At 60.6% G+C, this 21024-nt stretch carries 17 protein-coding genes; 7 read left to right on the plus strand and 10 right to left on the minus strand.

What is annotated here, in order from left to right:
- Positions 1 to 116: 116 nt before the first annotated feature.
- Genes HUK68_RS10410 through HUK68_RS10420 form a run of 3 tightly spaced genes read right to left on the minus strand, consistent with a single transcriptional unit; the run spans position 117 to position 2021 of the window.
- Entirely contained in the window at positions 117 to 1007 is an 891-nt protein-coding gene (locus HUK68_RS10410) for a carbon-nitrogen hydrolase family protein (RefSeq protein ID WP_023093412.1), read from the minus strand.
- Positions 1004 to 1612: a GNAT family N-acetyltransferase gene (locus HUK68_RS10415; protein WP_023093411.1), complete on the minus strand. Its 609-nt coding sequence runs from the start codon at positions 1610 to 1612 to the stop codon at positions 1004 to 1006. Before HUK68_RS10415 ends, HUK68_RS10410 begins: the two co-directional genes overlap by 4 nt.
- Position 1613: 1 nt before the next feature.
- Positions 1614 to 2021 (minus strand): ketosteroid isomerase-related protein, encoded by a 408-nt coding sequence (locus tag HUK68_RS10420; RefSeq protein WP_017514126.1) that lies wholly within the window; start codon positions 2019 to 2021, stop codon positions 1614 to 1616.
- Between the two features lie 154 nt (positions 2022 to 2175).
- On the opposite strand from HUK68_RS10420, the gene HUK68_RS10425 reads away from it, so the two are divergent.
- Complete coding sequence (locus HUK68_RS10425; RefSeq protein ID WP_023093410.1) at positions 2176 to 3081, plus strand: LysR family transcriptional regulator; 906 nt, start codon at positions 2176 to 2178, stop codon at positions 3079 to 3081.
- A 150-nt stretch (positions 3082 to 3231) separates the two neighbouring features.
- Here HUK68_RS10425 and uvrB read toward each other — a convergent pair whose 3' ends face one another.
- Positions 3232 to 5208: an excinuclease ABC subunit UvrB gene (uvrB, locus tag HUK68_RS10430; protein ID WP_023093409.1), complete on the minus strand. Its 1977-nt coding sequence runs from the start codon at positions 5206 to 5208 to the stop codon at positions 3232 to 3234.
- A 375-nt stretch (positions 5209 to 5583) separates the two neighbouring features.
- Positions 5584 to 6015, minus strand: a complete 432-nt coding sequence (locus HUK68_RS10435; RefSeq protein ID WP_023628836.1) for a DUF488 domain-containing protein — start codon at positions 6013 to 6015, stop codon at positions 5584 to 5586.
- Between the two features lie 485 nt (positions 6016 to 6500).
- Between HUK68_RS10435 and HUK68_RS10440 the strand changes: the two genes are divergently transcribed.
- The 3 genes from HUK68_RS10440 to HUK68_RS10450 all read left to right on the plus strand — a co-directional run bounded on the left by HUK68_RS10440 (position 6501) and on the right by HUK68_RS10450 (position 10498).
- Positions 6501 to 7442 carry a LysR family transcriptional regulator gene (locus HUK68_RS10440; protein WP_028698648.1) on the plus strand — a complete coding sequence of 314 codons (942 nt, stop codon included), beginning with the start codon at positions 6501 to 6503 and terminating at the stop codon, positions 7440 to 7442.
- A 466-nt stretch (positions 7443 to 7908) separates the two neighbouring features.
- The gene (locus tag HUK68_RS10445) at positions 7909 to 9123 is read left to right on the plus strand and encodes a glutathione-independent formaldehyde dehydrogenase (RefSeq protein ID WP_023093406.1); all 1215 of its coding nucleotides are present in this window, start codon (positions 7909 to 7911) and stop codon (positions 9121 to 9123) included.
- Positions 9124 to 9607: 484 nt separating this feature from the next.
- Entirely contained in the window at positions 9608 to 10498 is an 891-nt protein-coding gene (locus tag HUK68_RS10450) for a LysR family transcriptional regulator (RefSeq protein ID WP_023093405.1), read from the plus strand.
- Positions 10499 to 10519: 21 nt separating this feature from the next.
- On the opposite strand, the gene HUK68_RS10455 is transcribed toward HUK68_RS10450, so the two are convergent.
- Positions 10520 to 10813, minus strand: coding sequence for a helix-turn-helix domain-containing protein (locus HUK68_RS10455; protein WP_071536335.1), 294 nt, complete (start codon positions 10811 to 10813; stop codon positions 10520 to 10522).
- Between HUK68_RS10455 and HUK68_RS10460 the strand changes: the two genes are divergently transcribed.
- Together HUK68_RS10460 and HUK68_RS10465 are read left to right on the plus strand one after the other, a co-directional pair.
- Positions 10771 to 11586, plus strand: coding sequence for a substrate-binding domain-containing protein (locus tag HUK68_RS10460; protein ID WP_434082436.1), 816 nt, complete (start codon positions 10771 to 10773; stop codon positions 11584 to 11586). The two genes, HUK68_RS10455 and HUK68_RS10460, sit on opposite strands and share 43 nt — an antisense overlap.
- A 118-nt stretch (positions 11587 to 11704) precedes the next feature.
- A complete protein-coding gene (locus HUK68_RS10465) occupies positions 11705 to 12673 on the plus strand; it encodes a Dyp-type peroxidase (protein ID WP_020924940.1) in 969 nt (322 codons plus the stop codon).
- Between the two features lie 37 nt (positions 12674 to 12710).
- Here the strand turns inward: HUK68_RS10465 and HUK68_RS10470 are convergent, their stop codons facing one another.
- Together HUK68_RS10470 and HUK68_RS10475 are read right to left on the minus strand one after the other, a co-directional pair.
- Positions 12711 to 14654, minus strand: a complete 1944-nt coding sequence (locus tag HUK68_RS10470; RefSeq protein ID WP_009876631.1) for a tyrosine-type recombinase/integrase — start codon at positions 14652 to 14654, stop codon at positions 12711 to 12713.
- 742 nt (positions 14655 to 15396) lie between these two features.
- Positions 15397 to 16317, minus strand: a complete 921-nt coding sequence (locus HUK68_RS10475) for a pseudouridine synthase (RefSeq protein WP_175504084.1) — start codon at positions 16315 to 16317, stop codon at positions 15397 to 15399.
- A gap of 201 nt (positions 16318 to 16518) precedes the next feature.
- Here HUK68_RS10475 and HUK68_RS10480 point away from each other — a divergent pair, with 201 nt between their 5' ends.
- Positions 16519 to 18819: an AsmA family protein gene (locus tag HUK68_RS10480; protein ID WP_175504085.1), complete on the plus strand. Its 2301-nt coding sequence runs from the start codon at positions 16519 to 16521 to the stop codon at positions 18817 to 18819.
- Positions 18820 to 18829: 10 nt separating this feature from the next.
- Here HUK68_RS10480 and HUK68_RS10485 read toward each other — a convergent pair whose 3' ends face one another.
- Positions 18830 to 20263 (minus strand): HD-GYP domain-containing protein, encoded by a 1434-nt coding sequence (locus HUK68_RS10485; RefSeq protein WP_175504086.1) that lies wholly within the window; start codon positions 20261 to 20263, stop codon positions 18830 to 18832.
- 120 nt (positions 20264 to 20383) lie between these two features.
- A complete protein-coding gene (locus tag HUK68_RS10490) occupies positions 20384 to 21022 on the minus strand; it encodes a 3-oxoacid CoA-transferase subunit B (protein WP_175504087.1) in 639 nt (212 codons plus the stop codon).
- Positions 21023 to 21024 lie beyond the last annotated feature (2 nt).

The following is a 21024-nucleotide window of genomic DNA, read 5'->3' on the forward strand; positions in this document are numbered from 1 at the left end:
TGTACCGACAGCATCGGGGCAAGTTCAAAACTGGTCAAACTGGAAAAATCTATGCGCAGATAGACATGATCTATCTAAGCCGACTCATCGAGCTGAAGCTATCAAGATGAGACCGGCTAGGCGACCTGACGACCCGAGTACCGAGCCTTCCGCAGTGCAGGCAACATCTGGCCGTCCCAGTCGCGATCGACGGCAACCTGGGCCTGTTCCTGGTTTCGTTCGAGCGCATCGACGTCAAGATCTGCGATTGCCCATGCCTGCGTGCCGCACGTCGTCGCGAGAATGCCGTCCTCAGGGAATCCGCGATCCATGGGTGCATAGATCGTGGCCTCGCCAGTATTCGTGTCCAGCGCCGGACTCCAGTCAGCAGCTCCGGTCGTCACGGCCTGCGCGATGAACATTCGGTTCTCCAGTGCCCGCGCCATGCAGCCCACACGGACCCGGGTTGCACCTGCTTGGGTGTCGGTACAGCTCGGAACCAGCAGCAGGCGCACTCCCGCCTCTCGCTGGGCTCGCACGGGCAATGGAAACTCACTGTCATAGCAAACAGCGATGCCGGCACGCACGCCTTTCAAATCGAACACCTTGAGTTCGTCGCCACCCTCGATGACGCCGGCGTCTTTCTCGAACCCCGTCAACTGCAATTTGTCTTGGTAGTCGCGTGTGCCGTCAGGCGCAAACCACCAAGCCCGGTTGCGGTAGCGGTCCAATCCAACCTGGGTCAAAAACGTACCGGCCTGAATGGTCATGCACAACTCGCGCGACAGGTCGGCATACAGTGCCAGCCACGCAGGCTGCAAGGCCTGCAGCGCGGCCAGAGAGGCGTTGAAATCATGGCGGATGCCAGGCTCGAACGTTGCAGCCAGTTCGAGGGATAGATACTCGGGCAACACGGCCAGTTCCGCCCCGCCACGGCGCGCCTCCTCCAGAGCCAGCCGCTGCCGCGCAGCAAATGCCTCGAAGTCCGCGGGCTGACCCACTGAGTATTTCGCAACTGCTACTTTCATTTCGCGTTCTCCAGGGAGTGCAGCCACATCGTGAGCGTCTGCTCGGTTTCGCTCGGCTCACCCACCTGCTTCCAGGGCAGCGTAACCTTCATGTCCGACTGCCGCACGTAGCCGCGACGGGTCCAGAAGGGGTCATTACTGCGGTAGTTGGAAGGACGCCGGAGATCGTCGTCTGCACGATCCACCGACGCGAACGATGCCCACTGCATGCCGCCCAACGAACGGGCATGCGCTTCGCGCTCGTCAAAGAAGCGATGGCCCAGGCCAAGGCCCCGGAAGGCCGGGAGCAGGACTGATTCGCCACAGTAAAACACTGCCTCCACCGGGATTCCTCGATCGGCGAACGGCACATGGAAGGCCGGCTCCGCATCGCCGAGCGGCAACCCCGTGGACGCACCCACGACCACATCATCAGCGAGCGCGAGTACCAGCAGGCTGTCTGCCGAACGGGCGTACATGGCGAGGTAGTGCTTCTCGTATTCGGTGTCGCCCTCGTATAGGTAAGGAAAGCTGCGGAAGACGCTCGCCCGCAGGCCTGCCACGGCATCGAACCATTCGGCAATGTCCGCGCCACGACGAACCAGCACCTGCACGTCGCTGGTCATTTCAGGCGTCCCCTCCAACCTGTGCGATCCAGTCGCCGAGGTTGTAGTAGTTGGTGACACGAGCGATCTTGCCATCGCGGATCTCGAAGAACGCGCCGCCCGGCAGCACGTAGCGCTGGCCCTGGGCTTCCGGCAGCCCGTCGTCCGTCACCTTGTATTCGCCATGCACCACGTACTCCGCGCCTGCACGCAGGCCGTCGGCGCTGACCATCACCACGATCCCGCGCAGTTGCTCGCCATAGCAGCGGTCCATGCGCTGCAGGAAGGCGCGGAAGGCTTCGCGACCGACCTCACGAGCGCCCTGGTTCAAGTCGTGCGCGACGTCATCGGTCAACATTGACAGCATGGCCTCGCGGTCGCCGCGGTTGAAGGCGTCGTAGTAGGCAGTGATGAGAGTCGCAGCGTTCATTCGCGTTCCTTGTTGGGTTGTTCGGAGCGGAGCATTCCGGGGTGTTGTCAGTCTGGGCAACCGCGCTCCCCTTGTATATGGAATTGTTGCGATTTTATAATTCCACAATCTGGAACAATTAACGAGCAGCGAAACCGGCCATGAGGCGTGCGTCATGAACAAGGAAATGGAACTACTGCGCATCTTTCGGGTGGCGGCCGAAAGCAGCAGTTTTCGCGATGCGGCCGTCCGGCTGGGGACTTCTCCGCAAGGTGTAACCCGTGCCATCCAGCAACTGGAGCAACACTACGGCGAGGTGTTGTTTCATCGAAGCACGCGCCAGGTGCGCATCACCGCCTTCGGCGAAGGGCTGCTAGACCAAGTGCGCCCCGCATTGGAGCGGTTCGAGGATCTGTGGCGACCGCCTGGCTCCGACCAGCAGGCCTCTCTGTCCGGTACGGTTCGCATCACCGCACCGCACAGCTTGGGCGCCAGAGCGGTGCTACCGGCACTGGAGCGCGTGGCCGCGCGTCATCCAGGCATCACGCTGGATGTGCGCCTGTCCGATCGCATCAGCAATACGGTTGACGAAGGGATTGACGTCGGGATCAGGGTCGGATTCATGCGCGATAGCCGCTTCGTCGCACGCAAGGCCGCCGACATGAGACTCCCCATCGTTGCCGCTCCGCGCCTGATCAAGAAAGTGGGCGTACCTGCAAACATCGATGCGCTAAGCAGCCTGCCAGTTACCGTGGCCTTGGATATCAATACCGGCCGTCCCTGGCCTTGGCACTTCAAGGCGGGACGCCAGTGGACACCTACCGCACCCACTCTCGTCGCCGACAATGCCGACATGGAAATGGGAGCGGCGCTGGCCGGGATCGCGTTCGCGCAACTGGCGGACTACATGGCCGCCCCCTACATTGCCAGCGGGAAGCTCGTGCGAGTGCTGGAGAACGAAGAACCTCCGGCATGGGGGTTGTACGTCTATCGGCCTCAGCGTGGCCCCATTCCGGGAAGGGTTCGAGCGGTATTTGATGAAATGCTGGTCGCCGTTGGATCGTTGCCAGCTTTGCGCTGACACGTCGCAAGACGCTGTAGGGCAAACACCTTGGAAAGCGGGGCACTGAGCCTCGGCGGCTCACCCCTCCGGTTGAATGATGAGCCGACCGTCTGCCCGCTTGCCCCAGGTGCAGATCGGTCGGCCATGCAACCCAATGCCGGCGAACGATTAGATGTAAATGAATTGCCGGTACAACCCATCCAACTGACGACGAATGTCTTCGACGCGCTGCTCGTCACCGGTATCGGTAAATTCGAGTAGCTGCTGTTCCTTGGCAGTGATCTGATCGCAAAGGTCGGACAAGTTCTCGCAGAAAGCCTCGGAATGAACGGTGGGCTCCTCCGTATTCGTCTCTTCCCCTGCTAGTTTTCGCACAGACGAGGCTGGAGAAATCCCATTTTCCTCGTTAAAGGCAATTTGAAGCTGCCTGCGCCTATTGGTCTCATCGATCGCCTGCTTCATCGCCGGCGTCACCGCGTCGGCGTACAAGATCGCCTTGCCGTTTTCATTCCGAGCGACTCGACCGATCATCTGAATGAGCGCATGGGCCGAACGCAAGAACCCTGCACGGTCTGCATCGAGAATGGCAACCAATGATGCCTCTGGAATATCCAGCCCTTCGCGCAAAAGACTAATCCCAATCAAAACATCGAACTCTCCTGCGCGCAGGCCATTGATGATCTCAACACGATCCTCCGCTTTTATGTCCGAATGCATGTAGCGCGCTCGAATCCCGTTGTCCGTCAAGAAATCCGTTAGCTCTTCTGCACTGACCTTCGTCAGCGTAGTCACAAGCACTCGATTCTTTCTCTTCACGCACTTCGATATTTCGGCAAGCAGGTCATCTATGTATCCATCCGCTTTCCGCACTTCAACCTTGGGGTCAAGCAGTCCCGTTGGCCTGATAACCTGTTCGACAACCCTGCCTTTCGACACCCTCAGCTCGTAGTCGCCCGGAGTAGCGGAAACAAAGATGGTCTGAGGCTTGACCTTCTCGAACTCGTCAAAGTTCAATGGCCGGTTGTTCTTCGATGAAGGCAAACGGAACCCGTAATCGATCAGCGTGTCCTTGCGCGCCTGATCCCCCCGGTACATTGCGGATATCTGTGGCACCATGACATGAGATTCATCGACGAACAGCAGCCCGTCTTTCGGCAAATAATCCAGCAACGTGATCGGAGGAGAAGCTGCGTCTCGGTCGCTGAAGTAGCAGGAATAATTCTCCATCCCCGAGCAATAGCCGACCTCGCGCATCATTTCCACGTCATGCGTGATCCGCTCGTACAGCCTGTTTGCCTCGACCAAGCGATTATTCCTGTTCAGCTCGGCAACCCGCTCTTCCATATCAGCGAGTATCTTTTTGGACGCGGAATCTATTTTGTTCGTGGGCGGTGCGAAAAGCGTTTTTGGCGAAACCAAATAATGGTCTATCTCTCCCAACGTCTTGCCGGTAACAGGGTCCATCCATTGGACAGACGCAACAGTGTCATCCAACAGTTCCACCCGAACCGCCCTGTACTCGGAATCAGCGGGGAAAATGTCAATCACATCACCTTGGACGCGGAACGTTGCACGCTTGAGAGTGCGCTCCGTGCGATCATATTGCAGCAAAGCCAAGCGACGAATTAGCTCTCTCTGGTTTAGTTTGACCCCAGGGGACAGAGCGATCTGTAGCGCTCGGTATGCATCTGGATCACCCAGGCCGTAGATTGAAGACACCGAAGCGACGACGATCACGTCACGACGCTCAATCAAGGATTTGGTCGTGGACAGGCGCAGGCGCTCAAGGTGGTCATTGATGGCCGAGTCCTTTGGAATGAAACGATCGGTGCCCGGCATATAGATTTCGGGCTGAAAATAATCGTAGTAGGAAACGAAGTACTCGACCGCGTTCTCAGGAAAGAAGTGCTTCATTTCACCATAAAGCTGCGCGGTCAACGTCTTGTTAGGAGCCAAGATCAACGTAGGCCGCTTCAGACGATGAATCACATTGGCCATGGTGAAGGTCTTACCTGAGCCGGTGATACCTTTCAGCGTCTGGTGCGTCGCACCGTCTTCTATGTCCGACAGCAGGCGCGCTATCGCCTCTGGCTGGTCCCCCGCCGGCGTATAGTTGGAGTGCAGAATAAACATACCGGTTGACATTAGATATCTCCTAATTGAGCTACTTCAATTTGTCCTGATGTATCGGCTATTTCAGAAGACCTATAGCAGTACCAAACTGGGGTGTAAATGACGGCGATCCTGCCGCGCCCCACCTGGGCGCAGGCGTCGCCAACATGATAGCCCAACACATGGGCGGGCTTCCCAGTGCATATCCGCCGATCGCCACGACGTCAGCCAACGGCCCGTCTGCCAATGCACCTAGAGCCACTCGCCTCGTTGAGCGCCGACATCGAGCCGTGGCGGGCGAGGTTGCTCTGTACGCCCAATGTGTGGCGCCGGCTCCCGCCGATACGCGCCTTTGTCTCTCTTAGCCCTCCAGACGAGGCGTTGGAAACGTGGAGCTACGTCGCCCCTCTAAAGATGCACGATCTCAACATTCGGCCATTTGCCTGCAAGGTACTCGGCCACTAGCCTCCGATGGCAGTGATGGGGCTTGTCTTCGCTGCAAAGCAGGCAACTGTTATCAATCTTTTCTTTATCGATTGACTCAATCCTTCGGGACGACATTAAATCCAGAAATTTCCTGGCGTAGATATCCCAATCTCCCCCTTTTATTTTATATTCCTCGAACATGTCTTTGGTTGGAGCAAGTGCTGGTAGATGTTCATATTCCATCCCACACAACGCCTCGGAAAAATATCGAAGATCCTCGCGTTTAGCGAAGCCGGCCAATTGCGAAACATTATTCAGGCGAACATCGACAAGGCGCTTGGCACCAGAAGCACTTAACTTGGTGAAGAAGGACCGCGCGGAGGTCTTAGTGAATCCAATCGTGAATATTTTCATCTGCCTTATTCCCCTCGTTCCTTCATCCATAAATGGCTGTTATTGAGCTACCGCCAGGCATGCCCGTCAATCGCAGCTAAGGAAACGCTGGGGGCATGGTGTACTAGCTGCGCCACAACGGCCATGGCAGGCTCCATTTTCTCGCCGCTTCAACGGCCACGACCCGAACAGTTCAAGAGCTTAGCACCGCCTTTTGCGGTTGCGTGCCTCACCACTCACGCTTACTCCCTTCCAGAACGCGCCAACTGCTAAGCTACATGAGGACGACTCGCCCCACAGCGCAAAGCACCTGTGTTCGCGCTATTGGCTGTCCCGTGCGTTGTGGTGCTGACCGTCGATGACGAGTCGAACCTACAGTATGGGCACTGCGCGCGGCAGCCTTTCATGCGTGCCAGCTACGTGCCCAAGGTTGGACGCGGATCGAAGCGTGCGCAGGGTTTTTCGTGAAAGTATAAAATCTAATCAACTTTATCAGAAGAAAATCTATGATCGTAAGAAACTTTGAATACTTGCTTGCTTTGCACCGTGAAGGCCATTTTGGCAACGCGGCCAAAAGCTGCAATGTTTCTCAGCCGACACTCTCCGCGGGCATTAAGCAATTGGAGGAAGACATGGGTGTCGAGATCGTGCGTCATGGGCGACGCTATGACGGCCTCACTTCTGAAGGGATGCGCGTACTGTCTTGGGCTCAGCAGATGTATGACGACTGCAAAGGGCTGGAGCGAGAACTCTCCGCATTACGGCGAGGTATAGAGGGGCAATTCCGGCTAGGGATACTCCCAGGAACTGCCGGTGTAGCGCCCACATTAAGCATCGCCCTTGCTGAAAAAACACCCTTACTTCAACAATCAGTTCTGGTTTCCGGCGCTTCTTCCCTGCTACAGGCGATTCGAGAAAACAATTTGGATATCGCACTCATGCATTTGGAGGATATCCCAGGGGAAGACTTCGATACTCACCTTCTGTACCGTGAACGCATTTTCCTTTTTCACGCCGCGAGAACACAGCAACCCCGAAGCACAACGTGGGACCATGTTCTCAATAGACAACTCTGCGTGCTGAACTCGGCAGTACCTGAACCCATTCAAGATAGGCTGATGCAATGTACCGCGCAGACTATTCGCACTGATTCAATTGACGTGCTATCGGCACACGTGGCGACAGGAAAATATTCGGCAGTTCTTCCGCAATCTCTCGCCGGCCAACTCGCGCACATTCCAAATCTCCACGCAATCGCAATCAATGGACCAATGTCGCACTCAAATGTCGGATTCGTTGCCGGGAAAAATGCGTTCGAGGCACCGTCATCGCGTGCATTGCTCGAAATGGTGCACACCCCCGAACTCGCCGCCACTCTTCAATCCGTTATATCGATCCATCGTCGGTTCCAGCCCAAAGCAGACTCATCTCAAAGCCCCCTGAAATAGCGAGTCTTGAAGAGCAACTCTGTATTGCTTCAACCAGGCGAAGATTGCAGGCATGCCGTGTGCGCCGCTAACAGGCGCCACGTGCTGAGCAACCCATCGAAGGCCACCAGGTCCAGGGGCAACTCGGGGGACAGGAGTACCTGCTGCATGCGGCCTCCTCATGTCTCGCTGGGTCGAGCTGACTGTTCCTAGATCAAGCTAGGAGGCGCGATGTAGCCATGATCGTTGCCCTCTCCCGGCTAGGAGACGAGCACGGCTCGACGATCCCGCGTAGATAGATCGTGCCTATCTGCACATAGATTATTCCAGTTTGACCACTTCTGAGCTTGATCCGATGCTGTCAAGACCGCAGAAGGAGACGCGGCCAACGGCTAGGCAGTACCACGATCGTTCTTCTTGACAGCGGTAAGTCTCGTTTCCCACTTCGATTTAGAAGATGGAAACATTAACGCACAGAGGTGACGAAATGACTCCGACCGGTAACCGAATCGTGACTTTCGAGAAGCCCTTGGAAATGAAGGTCAACACCTTCAAATTTCCAGAGCTGATAACCCCTCAAGGGAAAAGCGCACCCCATGGCGCTATCCTCAAAATAGTTACCACAAATATCTGTGGCAGCGACCTTCACATTTATCGCGGTTCGTTTGCTGTTCCCAAGGGAATGACCATGGGCCATGAAATGACCGGCGAAGTGATCGAAGTGGGATCAGACGTCGAAGTCGTGAAGAAGGGCGACATCGTTTCCGTTCCCTTCAATGTGGGGTGTGGGCGTTGCTACAACTGCAAGCATATGCGCTCCGATGTATGCGAGAACACCAACCCCGAAATCGACTGCGGAGCCTACGGGTTCAACCTCGGTGGCTGGACGGGGGGGCAAGGTGATTATCTCTTCGTACCGTATGCGGATTTCAATCTCCTTCGCTTCCCTGACAAGGATGCCGCCATGGAAAAAATCCGCGACCTGACCCTTCTCTCTGACGTATTACCCACAGCTTTCCATGGGTTCGCTGGCCCGGACTGGCCAGCCGCACCGGCCTACGTCGTCGGCGAAAACATCCTGATCTTCGGTGCCGGGCCGGTCGGCAGAGCGGGTGCCGCCTGCGCCAGACTTCTGGGTGCAGGCGCCATCATCGTTGCCGATTACATTCAAGAGCGGCTGGACCTTCTCAAGCCACACGGCGTGGAAACCATCAACCTTTCCGACGGCGTGCCGATCGAGGAGCATCTCGAACGCATTACCGGGCACAGGGAGGTGGATCGCGTCATCGACTATGTTGGTGTGGACTGCCGCGGGTTTGGCGCGGAGGCTGACAAGATCGTGGAGAGCGCTGTTACCAACGCAATGCTCAAATATGTCCGCTTCGGCGGAATGACCAGTACGGTCGGTGTGTACTGCGCAAACCCGATCTCGAAAGACCCGAAAGCCAAGAAAGGCCATATGGATCTGGAATGGTCCAACGCCTGGATCAAGTCGCCGCGAATGTCGGCTGGTCAATCTCCGACGGCCAACTACAACCACGCGTTAATGCGGGCGATACTGAACGATCGCATGCCTTACCTTTCGCCGATGATGAACACTAAATTCATCAAGCTCGAAGACGCGCCCGCCGCGTACAAAGAGTTCGACGCGGGTTCTGCATACAAGTACGTCATCGACCCGCATGGTTCAGTGCGGCATTAAGCATCCGGCGCGGGCTAAGCATCAGGATGTCTCACACTTTCTGGTGAGAGGCATTCTGGTCCCGCCAGTCTCCGGGCAGCAACTTGAGCCGGCGAATATTTTCGCCGGCATTTGCCGTCTGCCCCAAGGTACTTGCCTTGGCTCGGACCAGGAGCAGAGCCTCAGCAATCCGCAGGTGATGATCAACCGCAAGCGTGTTCAAGCGCTTGGTTCGCAATCGGCCAAGGGTCAGACGGGGACGATGCACGGCATCCATTGACGTGCGTGGCTGGAGATAGCCTTCGTCTGATCCTTATCACCCCACGGACTTGATCAGGCTCGCCTGGTGTTGTGCCTGCCTCGGGCCATCGCACGGTCAACCCAGCCCTGGCTCATTCAGCCAGAAGTTTCCAATGATGTGGCCGAACTCGCCGCCGCCAGAATGGCAGTCACTTCTATAGGGAGATAGCACAGTGTTGGATAAGTCGGAACGGGAGGGTGGCCTATGGAGCTGCGCCATCTTCGCTGCTTCGTAGTTCTTGCTGAGGAGCTACATTTCACGCGGGCGGCTGAGCGCCTGCATATCGAACAACCACCGCTATCACGAGCCATCAAGGAACTTGAGGACGAGTTGGGCGTAGTGCTCTTCGACCGAAACCGACGAGGAACAGTTCTAACGGCGGCGGGCGCGGTCTTCTTGCAAGATGTTCGCCGTCTATTCACAGTGCTGGAACAGGCTCGTGAAAATGCCAAGGCTGTGGCATCGGGCTTGCGCGGTAGCCTGCGCATCGCTGTATCAGATGGGGCTATCGATCCACGGCTGTCGGCATTTCTGGCTCGTTGCCGCGCCGAGGAGCCGGAGATCGAAATACGCTTGTCAGAAGTGCCTCTGGCAGAGCAAGTGCGTGGCTTGCGTTCGGGCGACTTCATGATCGGGTTCGCGCACACGGCCGATGTCGGCGACGGTATCGCTGCCGAACCAATCTGGCATGACCCGCTGGTGATTGCGGTGCCAGCTCGTCACTCATTGCTCACCTACAAGGAGGTGCCACTTCAAGAACTTCAAGGCCATCCACTTGTCCTGTGCGACCCGCAGGTATGCGAGGGCTATTGCCGCGAACTCAAGCGGCTGCTCAACACGTTGGAGCACAAGCTGAATGTTGTCGAGGAAGTGTCCTCGCTAGACATGATGCTCACGTTGGTCGGCGCCGGCTACGGCATCGGCTTTATGACGGCGACCAAGATTCCCATCTCCCAACGGCCGGATGTGGTGATCCGCCCCTTGGCGATGGATTCCGCCGTGATCACCACCTACCTGCTTCGGCCCGACGGCGGCAATTTATCGGCTTCGGTGGAGCGTTTTATCGTTCGCCTTCGCGACTCTTCGGACGGTTGACGGAGCTGGCAGGCTAGACACTCAGGGATCAGTGTCGGCACGCAGATTGCGTTCGGTCGCCGTCATCAGGTCAGCCGCGCTTATTCCAAGTGCCGTAGAAATTTTCAGTATGAGCGGAAGCGTGGGCACGTGCTCACCACGCTCGATCTTACCCATGTGAGAACGCGAAATGCTTGCCCGAGATGCGAACTCGTCTTGCGCGACTCCTTGAGCGACGCGCGCAGCGCGCACGGCCTTTCCGAAGGCTGACGCCGACTCGGATTCATACGTCGATGTGCCAGAAGGACGGCCTGGCTGAATTGTTGATTTCTGCATTAGCAGAAGCGTCAAACAATCTGCCACAATTAACCACGTTAAAGATAACGACGTTAAACTTCACTCTTTCCTGCAACGCTGGTTTGCCTTTCTGGACAGATCGCTTATTGGGGGCCCTCATGCATGACGCCACCAGCCAGTTTTCCCATTTCAGGCTTGCTATCGCGCCCGGAGTGCCATCCTCTTGCCTCACAACGCTTCTTGCCCTACAGCGCGCGGAGGAACCAGAAGTCACCATCACGTTCTTTGAGACCTCAGCCGATGATCTGTTGACGGGCCTTGAGGAAGGCCGCTACGGCGCTGGAATGTCGCTTCGGAACGCTGGTACTCCGGCCGTGAAAAGCCAACCGCTCTGGGTGGAGAACGTGGCTGTTGCAGTGCCGCTGGGGTCCCCCTTAGTTGCCCAGGCGAAGATCACGCTTGCCGAGCTTCTGGACTATCCGGTGTTTCGCTGGCCGGCGGAGACTTGCCTACTGCTGGATCAGCGACTGTCCTTTCTTCCGTTGAGCCAGCAGAGCATTCAGCATGTGACTTCGTTCGAGATGATGGCGCTTTGGGTGACCGCTGGCTACGGAGTGGGGCTCTCCGCGCAATCGCGCATTGAGCGTGCCCATGCGTGGGGGATCACTATGCGACCGCTTTCAGACGGCCCCTACGAGATCGTGACATACCTGCAGCGGCCCCACGGACGAGCCAATGTTGTTTCTGAGCGGTTCGAGCACAGGGCAATGTTGGTTGCCAGGGACAGGGCGGCTTGCTCGAATACCCCATAGCCCGCTCTCGCCGAGGCTGCGTGCGGGTAATTGCAGCGGCACGCGCCTGTTAGCGCGCCAGTGATAGCGCTTCCATCTCTGGCAATATGATGAATTAACATGGTCTTTGGAGGCACGAATGGTTGGAAGTGGTTGGGATCGAGTACCAATTGACTCGCAAAGCATCGATGCGCCGCTGTCGCGCGCGGCGGTGTTTCTCACGTTGACAGTCGCCGAGGGCCACGAGGCCCTTCAGGCGGTCGCCGGCGTCTTGGACGGGCTGGACGACCTGATCAAAACGGTGGGCTTCCGCGATCTCAACGGCCGGCTGTCGTGCATCACTGCACTGGGATCGGCGCTATGGGACCGTTTCCAGACCGGGAAGCGCCCGAAGGAACTACGGCCCTTCGTGCCCATCGAGGGTGCCAAGCACACCGCGCCTGCCACGCCCGGCGACCTGTTCTTTCACATCCGTGCCGAACGCGAGGACCTCTGTTTTGAATTCGAGCGCCTGCTGCTGGACCAACTGGGCAGCAGCGTGACGGTGGCCGACGAGGTGGTCGGTTTTCGCTACTTCGACTCCCGCGACCTGCTTGGCTTTGTCGATGGCACGGCCAACCCGACCGGGCACGACATCGGCGCCTCGACGCTGGTCGGCAGTGAAGATCAGGCGTTCGCCGGCGGCAGCTACTTGGTGGTGCAGAAGTATCTGCACCAAATGCAGCCGTGGGCTCGGCTCGCCAAGGACGAGCAAGAGCGGATCATCGGCCGGGAGATCGTCAGCAATGTCGAATTGCCCGACGCGACGAGCGGCCAGAAATCGCACAAGACCCTCGCCACGATCGTGGACGACGACGGCACCGAGCACGACATCCTGCGCGACAACATGCCCTTCGGCCGCCCCGGCCAGGGCGAATATGGCACCTACTTCATCGGCTACTCCAGGCATCTGTGGGTGACGCAGAAGATGCTGGAGCGCATGTTCCTCGGCGATCCGCCAGGCATGCACGACCGCCTGCTCGATTTCTCGACGGCGCACACCGGCGCCGTGTTCTTCGCTCCCGCACCGCGCACGCTGAGCGAACTCGTGGAGGCGGTGCAAGCGTAATGCAGGGGCCGCAAGGCCCCTGCAAGGTTTGAGAGCCCTATGCTCCGTCTAGAACTACTGCGCTATCCACCAGCCGACGAACGCTTTGCCGCACATCCTCGGGGATGGGGTACGGGGCAATGGCCTCGGGCATATCCGCATAGTGCTGGTAGTCGCCCATGATGACCTGGATGATCGCCGGCACGTTGGTCGGCGTGACCGCATCAATGGCCGCGCGGTCCCCCAGGTCAGGGTGCGGCTGGGTCAGCATGCGGTACAGATCCCACGAATCCGCGTGCGGGCACTGGTTCATGAGCACCTGGGCCAGCTTGTGCTTGAGCGGCACCAGTTGCCAATCGGGAACACGCTGCCCCCGATTGCCCAAACTGATGGACAGCAACTTGCCCGCTTTCAGTTCGCGGTTGATCTGGTCCTTGGACTTTCCGGCCAGCTTGCCGAACAGCGGGACCGGCAAGCTGCTTGGAGACTCGTAGATGGTCAGCATTTCCTCGCGCTCGCGCTGGATCGCGGACACTTCCGGCTCTGGGGCATGCGTCGGAGGCGGCGGTACCTGAGACAGCCGCTGGAACGTGATGCCGCCGTTGCTCGGGGTTACGACAATAGGCGTGGCCACGACGGGCGGGACGCCGGGAGGAGTGGGCTCGGCCATCGCGAGGGTCGCATCCACCGCTTCCTCCACTTCTGCCATCGCCGGCACCCCGTCGATACGGATGGTCAGATGCGCGCTCGCGGCTTCCACTTCGCCCTGTTCGAGCAGGTCGAGCCGATCGGCCCAGTCCTGCATCATCCGACGGCGCGGCTCAACGTACTTGGCGTGGTTGTAGGACGAACTCACCTTGTTGGGGTCGGAATGGGAAAGCTGCGCGTCCACCCAAATCTTCGGGTAGCCAATCTCGTTGAGCGCCGTCGAGATAGTGCCGCGGATGCCGTGGCCGGTCAGGCGCCCCTCATAGCCCATGAGCTGCACGGCCTTGTTGAGGGTGTTCTCGCTGATGCGCTTCTTGAGTTCGCTGCGGTGTGACAGCAAGTACTTCTGCGCCGGCCGCATCACCCCCAGGAGATAGCGCACGATCTCGATGGCCTGCAGGGATAGCGGCACGATATAGGGGGGCACATCCTGCGGCCGCTTCCCTGCCTTGCGCATTTCATCCTGGAGCTGCTTGACGATCTGCGGTGGGATGATCCACAAGCCCCTGTCGAGGTCGAACTGTTCGGGTTCGGCCAATCGCAGTTCGCCGGTGCGCACCCCGGTCAGGAACAGCAGCCGGACGCCAAGCTGGGTCTGCCAGCCACGGGGGTTGTAGAGCCGGAGCTTCTGGAGGAACTCGGGCATCTCGGGCAGGTGCAGGTAGGGATTGTGGGCTACGGGGGGCTTGGGCTCTGCCACCACGTCCAGGTCGGCGGCCGGGTTGACTTCCAACCCCTCGGCAATGACCAGGGCATAGCGGAACAACTGGTTGAACCAGGTGCGGACCTTCTCGGCGGTGGTGAACGCCTTGCGTTTCTCGATCGCCGCCAAGACGCCCAGGAGTTGGGGGCGGCGAATGTCGTAGATCGACATTCTTCCCAGGGTGGGCAACACGTCCTTGTTGAAGATGCGCAGGATCTGCGACAGCGTGCTTTGACGGCCTTCCTTGAGTTCCTTGCGGCGATGCTCGACCCAGGCATCGAAGACGGTCTTGAAGGTGTATTCGCCCGCCAGCTTGGCCGCGTGCCGTTTCTGGTCGCGCTCGACCTGAGGATCGATCCCCCTGGCGAGCAGGGCCTGGGCCTTGTCTCGCTCGATCCGGGCCTCGCGCAGGCTGAGAGCAGGATAGCCGCCCAGGCACAGGCGCTTTTGCTTGCCCAGCCAGTAGTAGCGGAATTGCCATGACTTGCCGCCTGCGGCTGAGACCATCAGGCCCAGGCAGTCGTTGTCGGAGAGGGTGTAGCGTTTTCCGGTGGTCTTCGCCTGCCGGACGGTCAGATCAGAGAGCGCCATTTCGAGACTCCTAAGTAATGACTTAGGCCCTATGCTCGTCATGGTCCCCGCTCAGCCCCAGCAACTATCCGGTAGCCGACCCACCCGTATTCTTGTGCCTTATTTGGTCACTCAAAAACGGTAGCTGTGGGTGGATTTCCGTGGCACTCGCTGGAATGAAAAAAGGAGCCGAAGCTCCTTTTTTCAATGACCTACAGACCCCAGTAGAAGTCTGTGGATCAAAATTTGGAGCGGGAGGCTACCTCCCTGCTCGGACCGGCAATACCGGCTGGATCAAGCGGCGCTGTGACTGCAAGGACGGTCATACCCTCTCCCGATGGAATGGTTAGGGGATTGCCCCCAGTACCTTCGAGACTAGTAGTTTTCCGCGAATCCGCTTAATCGAAACTTTTGGTTAATATTAGAAACCAAAAGTTATTTAAGTTGTTGGCGCTAACAATTGCGCGCAATTGATTCCAATCTACTTATTTGTTTCACTCTGGCTTATCAAAAAAGTCCCTTCATAATCCAAATCAATCAAAGGGAGACCCCGCTAGGCTATTTCAATTAACCCGGGAATTTAAGGGCATCCACCTACAAGAAAGACCATCTGCGCTTCGGGATTACCACCAAGGCAATGGGCAAGCTGCGCGGCGCCTGCCTAAAAACCATTACGGTAAGTCAAAATATAAGTTGACATTCAATTTGACCTCGGCGTGGAACGCGTGCCGAGGCATTTCCGCCCGGAGTGGCGCCACCACACTCAACGAATTTTGCCGAGTTCGCGCAATTGCAGGCGGCTTACAAAAAAGCGTGGTGCGTGGGTCAACGGATCATTGAATGCCACAGAACGCGCCAGCAACTGCAGGGGCCGCGAATAATCGCCGGGCGGCGCATCGTTGACTTCGGGATAAAGGGTATCGCCGTGCAGCGGCAGGCCCAATGCGGCCATATGCACACGCAACTGGTGGCGCTTTCCAGTCACGGGTGCGAGCGCATAGCGCGCCCACGCGCCCTCGCGCTGCAACAATTCCATGCGCGTGAAACTGTTGGGCTCGCCCGGCACTTCGTGCATGCGAAAGAAATGCCCGCTTTCCTCCATGCGGCTCGCATGTTCGCGTGGAAATACCGGTTCCTCGCGCCAGGGAGCAACCGCCTCGTAGCGCTTGTCCACGGCGCGGTCGCGAAACAGCGCCTGGTAACAGCCACGCGTAGCCCTTTGCACCGAGAAAAGCACCAACCCCGCGGTCTCGCGGTCGATACGGTGGATTGGCGACAGCTCCGGCAGGTCCAGGCTGCGCTTGAGACGCACCAGCAGGCTGTTCTGCAGGAAGCGCCCGGCCGGCACCACGGGCAGGAAATGCGGCTTGTCGGCCACCAGCAGATGGGCATCGCGGTACAAGACCTGAGCCTCGAAGGGCAGCGGCTCCTCATGCACCAGCGCGCGGTAATAGTAAAGGCGCAGTCCAGGCACCAGCGCCCTGCCCGGCGTGGCCGGCACGCCATGCTCATCGACCACCTCGCCTGCCTCCATCCGTGCCTGCCATTCGGCGCGCGCCACGGCGGGCAGGCGCTGCGCAAGAAAGTCCAGCATGCTGCCCGCCCCCTGCGTGGGCATGACGACGCAGCTCGGGCTGACTCCATCGCGCATGGGAAGGACCTTGGGATCGTGCGAATTGTGCATGGCGGGGAAATTCTACCGGCGCCGTCGGCCGCGCCGCGGCAAGCTGCGCGACCCCGCCTTGCTTCGTTGTAAGCGAATGGCGCAAGCCCGTGCGCAGCCCTTGATCCTTGGTTTGGCAGGGCTAGGATGCTTGCATGCGGTTGCCCGCGCCCGGCCCGGCTCCCTCGGTCCGGCCACGCCAGGATGCACCCACCACACTTCATGACAGAGCAAAACACCTCCGAGATCCCTGCCGCCCGCCCCGCTTCCGACACGCCGGCCGCAGCGCCACCCGCCACGCCCAGACCGCGCCGCCGCCGTGTGCTGCGCTGGGTCGGTGCTGTCGTTGCCGTGCTGCTCGCGCTGCTCGTCGCGGTGATCCTGTTCATCATTTACTACGACCTGAACCGCGCCAAGCCCTGGATCGAGCAGAAGGTCAGCGAGGCCACGGGCCGCAGCTTTGCGATCGACGGTCCGCTCAGCGCCGAATGGCACTGGCCGAGTCAGCTCGATACCGGATGGCGCCGCTGGGTGCCTGGCGTGACCGTGCATGCCGAGCAGCTGGAGCTGGGCAACCCGGCCGATTTCGCCATTCCCGAAGCGCCTGAACGTGCGGTGGCCGGCCTGCCGGTGTTGCCCGCGCGCAAGGCGCTGGGCAAACCCGCGCCGCAGGGCGAGGGCCAGTCGCCCGCAGCCAAGGCCGATGCCAAGGCGCCCGAAGCCAAGGCGCCCGAAGCCAAGGCCGGCGGCACCGCGCTCGTGACAGACGACGCAAGCAGCGCCGCGCGCGACCCAGCCACTATGGCCAGCATTGCGCACGCCAGTGCCACGCTGCGGCTGTGGCCGCTGCTGTGGCGCCAACTGCAGATCGATACCCTGGTGCTCGACGAGCCGGACGTCGTGTTTGCGCGCTACAAGGATGGCAAGGTCAACTGGCAATTCGAGCGCCGCGAGCCCAGCGCCAAGCCCTGGCAGTTCGACGTCGGCGAACTGCGCATCCGGCAAGGCTGGCTCGGCTACCTCGACGGCACCATCGACCTCGCGGTGCGCGCCCGTCTGGCCTCGATCGACAACGCGCCGGCCGATTCCCCCTACGGCCTCGGATTTGCGCTCACCGGACGCTACGGCAAGGCCGACGTCACGGGCGAGGGCCGCGCGGGCCCGGTGCTGAGCCTGCGCGCGCAGGAGGTCGACTATCCGCTGCAGTTCTCGGCGCGCGCCGGCAGCGTCGGCGCCACGGCGGAAGGCATCCTGGCCAACCCCGTCAAGCTGTCGGGCCTGGATTTCGACGTCACGCTCAAGGCGGCCAGCATGGCCGACCTCTATCCGCTCACCGGCCTGGTGCTGCCCAACACCCCGCCCTTCGAGACCCGCGGCCACCTCACGGGCAGCCTCGAACCGCAAAAAGCCGTCTGGAAGTACCAGGAGTTCCATGGCAAGGTCGGCCGCAGCGACCTGCACGGCAACCTGACCTACACCTCGGCCAAACCCCGGCCGCGCCTCGAAGGCAACATGCGCTCCGACCAGCTGCGCCTGGCCGACCTGGTGCCGGTGCTGGGCACGTCCGAAGCCAAGGCCGAGCGCGCCAAGGCCACGGGCGGCAAGATCCTGCCCCAGGACACCTTTGACATCGGCCGCTGGAACGCGATGGACCTCGACCTGAAATTCGACGGCAAGCACATCGTGAGCTCGGACAAGCTGCCCATCGATGCGCTGAGCACCCACGCCACCCTGAAGAACGGCGTGCTGCGCCTCGATCCGCTGCGTTTCGGCATCGCCCAGGGCAAGTTCGATACGGTGGTCTCCCTCGACAGCAACAAGAAGCCGCTGCAAGGAGAGATCCGCGGCACCGTCGCCGGCCTCAAGCTCTCGGCGCTGTTCCCCAAGGTCGAATTGATGCAAAAGAGCCTGGGCCAGATGGACGGCGCGCTGGCGCTCAGCGCCCAGGGCAACTCGGTGGCGAAGCTGCTGGGCACCAGCACCGGTGAATTCAAGGTCTACGTGCGCAACGGCACACTGAGCGCGCAACTGCTGGACCTGGCCGCGCTGAACGTGGGCTCGATCGTGGTGGCCAAGCTGTTCGGCAATGAGCGCGAGGTGCAGCTGCAGTGCGCGGTGGCCGATTTCGCCGTCAACAAGGGCGTGGCCCGGATCCGCGTGGGCAAGCTGGCGACGCCTGAAGCCAATGTCGAAGCCACCGGCACCATCGACCTGGCGCAGGAACTGCTTGACATCAACATCAAGCCTGAATCGCTGAAGTGGAAGTTCTTCTCGCTGCGCACACCGCTTTATGTGCGCGGGCCCTTCTCCCAGCCCAAGGTCGGACCGCAGGTCGGACCGCTGGCGCTGCGCGCCGGCGCGGCCGTCGCGGCCGCGGCCGTGGCGCCCGTGGCGCTGGCGCTGGTGCCGATCACCGTGCCCGCGGCCGAGGACGACGCCAACTGCGGCGCGCTGCTGGCCGCGGGCCGGGCCCAGGTGCAGGCCGGGCCCAAGGGCGCCAACAAGCCGGCGCGCGCCAAGTGAACGGCGACGCTCAGGCGTCCTGTACCGCCGCGCTGGCGGCCGCGGGCGCGTCGGCACGCGCATCGGACGCCGTGCTGCAGGCCTGGCACCAGCCGGCTACCGCCTGCTCCATCGGCCCGGCGCGCTCGAGCAATTGCGGCCAGCGCCGCAGGCAGCCGTGGGCAATGGCTTCGAGCTGCCATACCGCTTCGCGGTGCAGCAGCGCCAGCTCGGCCATGCCCTGCACGTCGCCGTGCAGATAGCCCAGCAGGTCGGCGAGCTGCTTGGGATGCGAGCCGGCCTGCGCGAGTTCCTTCTCCAGCGCCTTGAGTCGCCCATCCAGCCACACCATGGCACGCTCGACCGGCCGCGGCGCGGCCTTGGCGCCTGGCGCGCGCGCCGGCGCGAGGGCCGGCACTGCTGCGGCGCTGGCCGCCGCCGCGGGCATTTGCGCGCGCAGTTGCTGCCAGCTCGCAAAGTTGTGCCCCAGCAGCGTGCCCATGGCCTGCACCTCGGCGGTCAGCGGACCGATCTCCAGGCTGGCGTCGACGTCGACCGCCAGCAGCGGCAGGATCTTCTCGACCAGATCGGGGGGATAGCGCCGGTGGTTCATGCGCAGCATCAGCGACAGGCGCGGACCGGCCAGATCGGCGTATTTCTCATAGAAGGCCGAAACCACCTCGGCCAGGATCAGCATCTGCCCCATGGGCGAGATCTGTTCACGCTGCAGCCCGCGCGGGTAGCCGCTGCCATCCATGCATTCATGGTGTTCGAGCACCGCCATCTGCACCGCGGGCGGATAGGCCTGCTGCTCGCGCAGCACCCACATCGCCGTCACGGTATGCGCCACGAGCTGCTTGCGCTCCTCGAGCGTGAGCTTGTGCGCGGGGTCGGTCCAGGCCGGCGGCATGTAGAGCATGCCGATGTCGTGCAGCAGCCCGGCCGCGCCCAGCGGCACGCAATCGCGCTCGCTCCAGCCGGCCTCGATGGCGAGATACAGCGCGACCAGCATCATCTGCAGGCTGTGCGCATAGAGCTCGGGCCGCTGCTCGCGCATCAGCGTCAGCTTGAAGGCAATCGGCATCGGCAGCGGCATGAAGCGCAGCGGCGCCAGCAGGCGCCCCGCTCCGCCCAGCGCTTCGACCAGGCGCTTCACCAGGCCCTGGGTCTCGCACTGCACCATCACCTCGGCCTCGATGGACTGGATGCAGACCATGTTGTCCACCATCAGGTGGTGGTCGATGGCCTCGCGCAGCGGCGCCTGCACCAGCCGGTCGTAAAGCCGGCTGTCGATGCGCGCGCCGCTCTCGACCAGCTTGATGCCCCGGTCGGTGAAGATCGGGCTGTGCGTGATGACGTTGTCTTTTTCCGCCAGTTGCGTGACCGCCCGCAGGAAATGCACGCTGTCGCGCAGATCTTCCGGCACCGCATCCAGGTCCAGGTCGGGGAGAGCACTTGTTGACATGCGTTCGATGGTTTTGAAACAGGCCCTAAATGTACGGCGTTGCCGGGGTCTTGCCCACCGGGAACGCGCGAAGCAAAGAAAACGGCCCTTGCGGGCCGCTATCCTGCATGTAAGCTGTAATCAGCGCAACAAGGTCACGCCGGTCTGCTCCTGGACCTGCTCGAACGCCACGCCCTCGGCCAGTTCGACGAGCTTGAGGCCCTCGGGCGTGACATCGAACACGCCCAGGTCGGTGATGATGCGGTCGACCACGCCGACGCCGGTCAGCGGCAGCGTGCACTGCGGCAGGATCTTCAGGTCGGTCGTGCCGTCCTTCTTCTTCGCCACATGCTCCATCAGCACGATCACGCGCTTGACGCCCGCGACCAGGTCCATGGCGCCGCCCATGCCCTTGACCATCTTGCCCGGAATCATCCAGTTGGCCAGGTCGCCCTTCTCGCTGACCTGCATCGCGCCCAGGATCGACAGGTTGATCTTGCCGCCGCGGATCATCGCGAACGACTGGTCGCTGCCGAAGATTGCCGAGCCGGGGATCGTGGTCACGGTCTGCTTACCGGCGTTGATCAGGTCGGCATCGACCTGGTCCTCGGTGGGAAACGCGCCGATGCCCAGCATGCCGTTCTCCGACTGCAGCCAGACTTCCTTGTCGCCGGTGTGGTTGGCCACCAGCGTCGGAATGCCGATGCCCAGGTTCACATAGAAGCCGTCTTCGAGTTCCTGCGCCGCGCGCGCAGCCATCTGGTCTTGGGTCCACGCCATGC

Origin of the sequence: Comamonas antarctica (assembly GCF_013363755.1) — a bacterium.
GTDB classification, from domain to species: Bacteria; Pseudomonadota; Gammaproteobacteria; order Burkholderiales; family Burkholderiaceae_C; genus Comamonas; species Comamonas antarctica.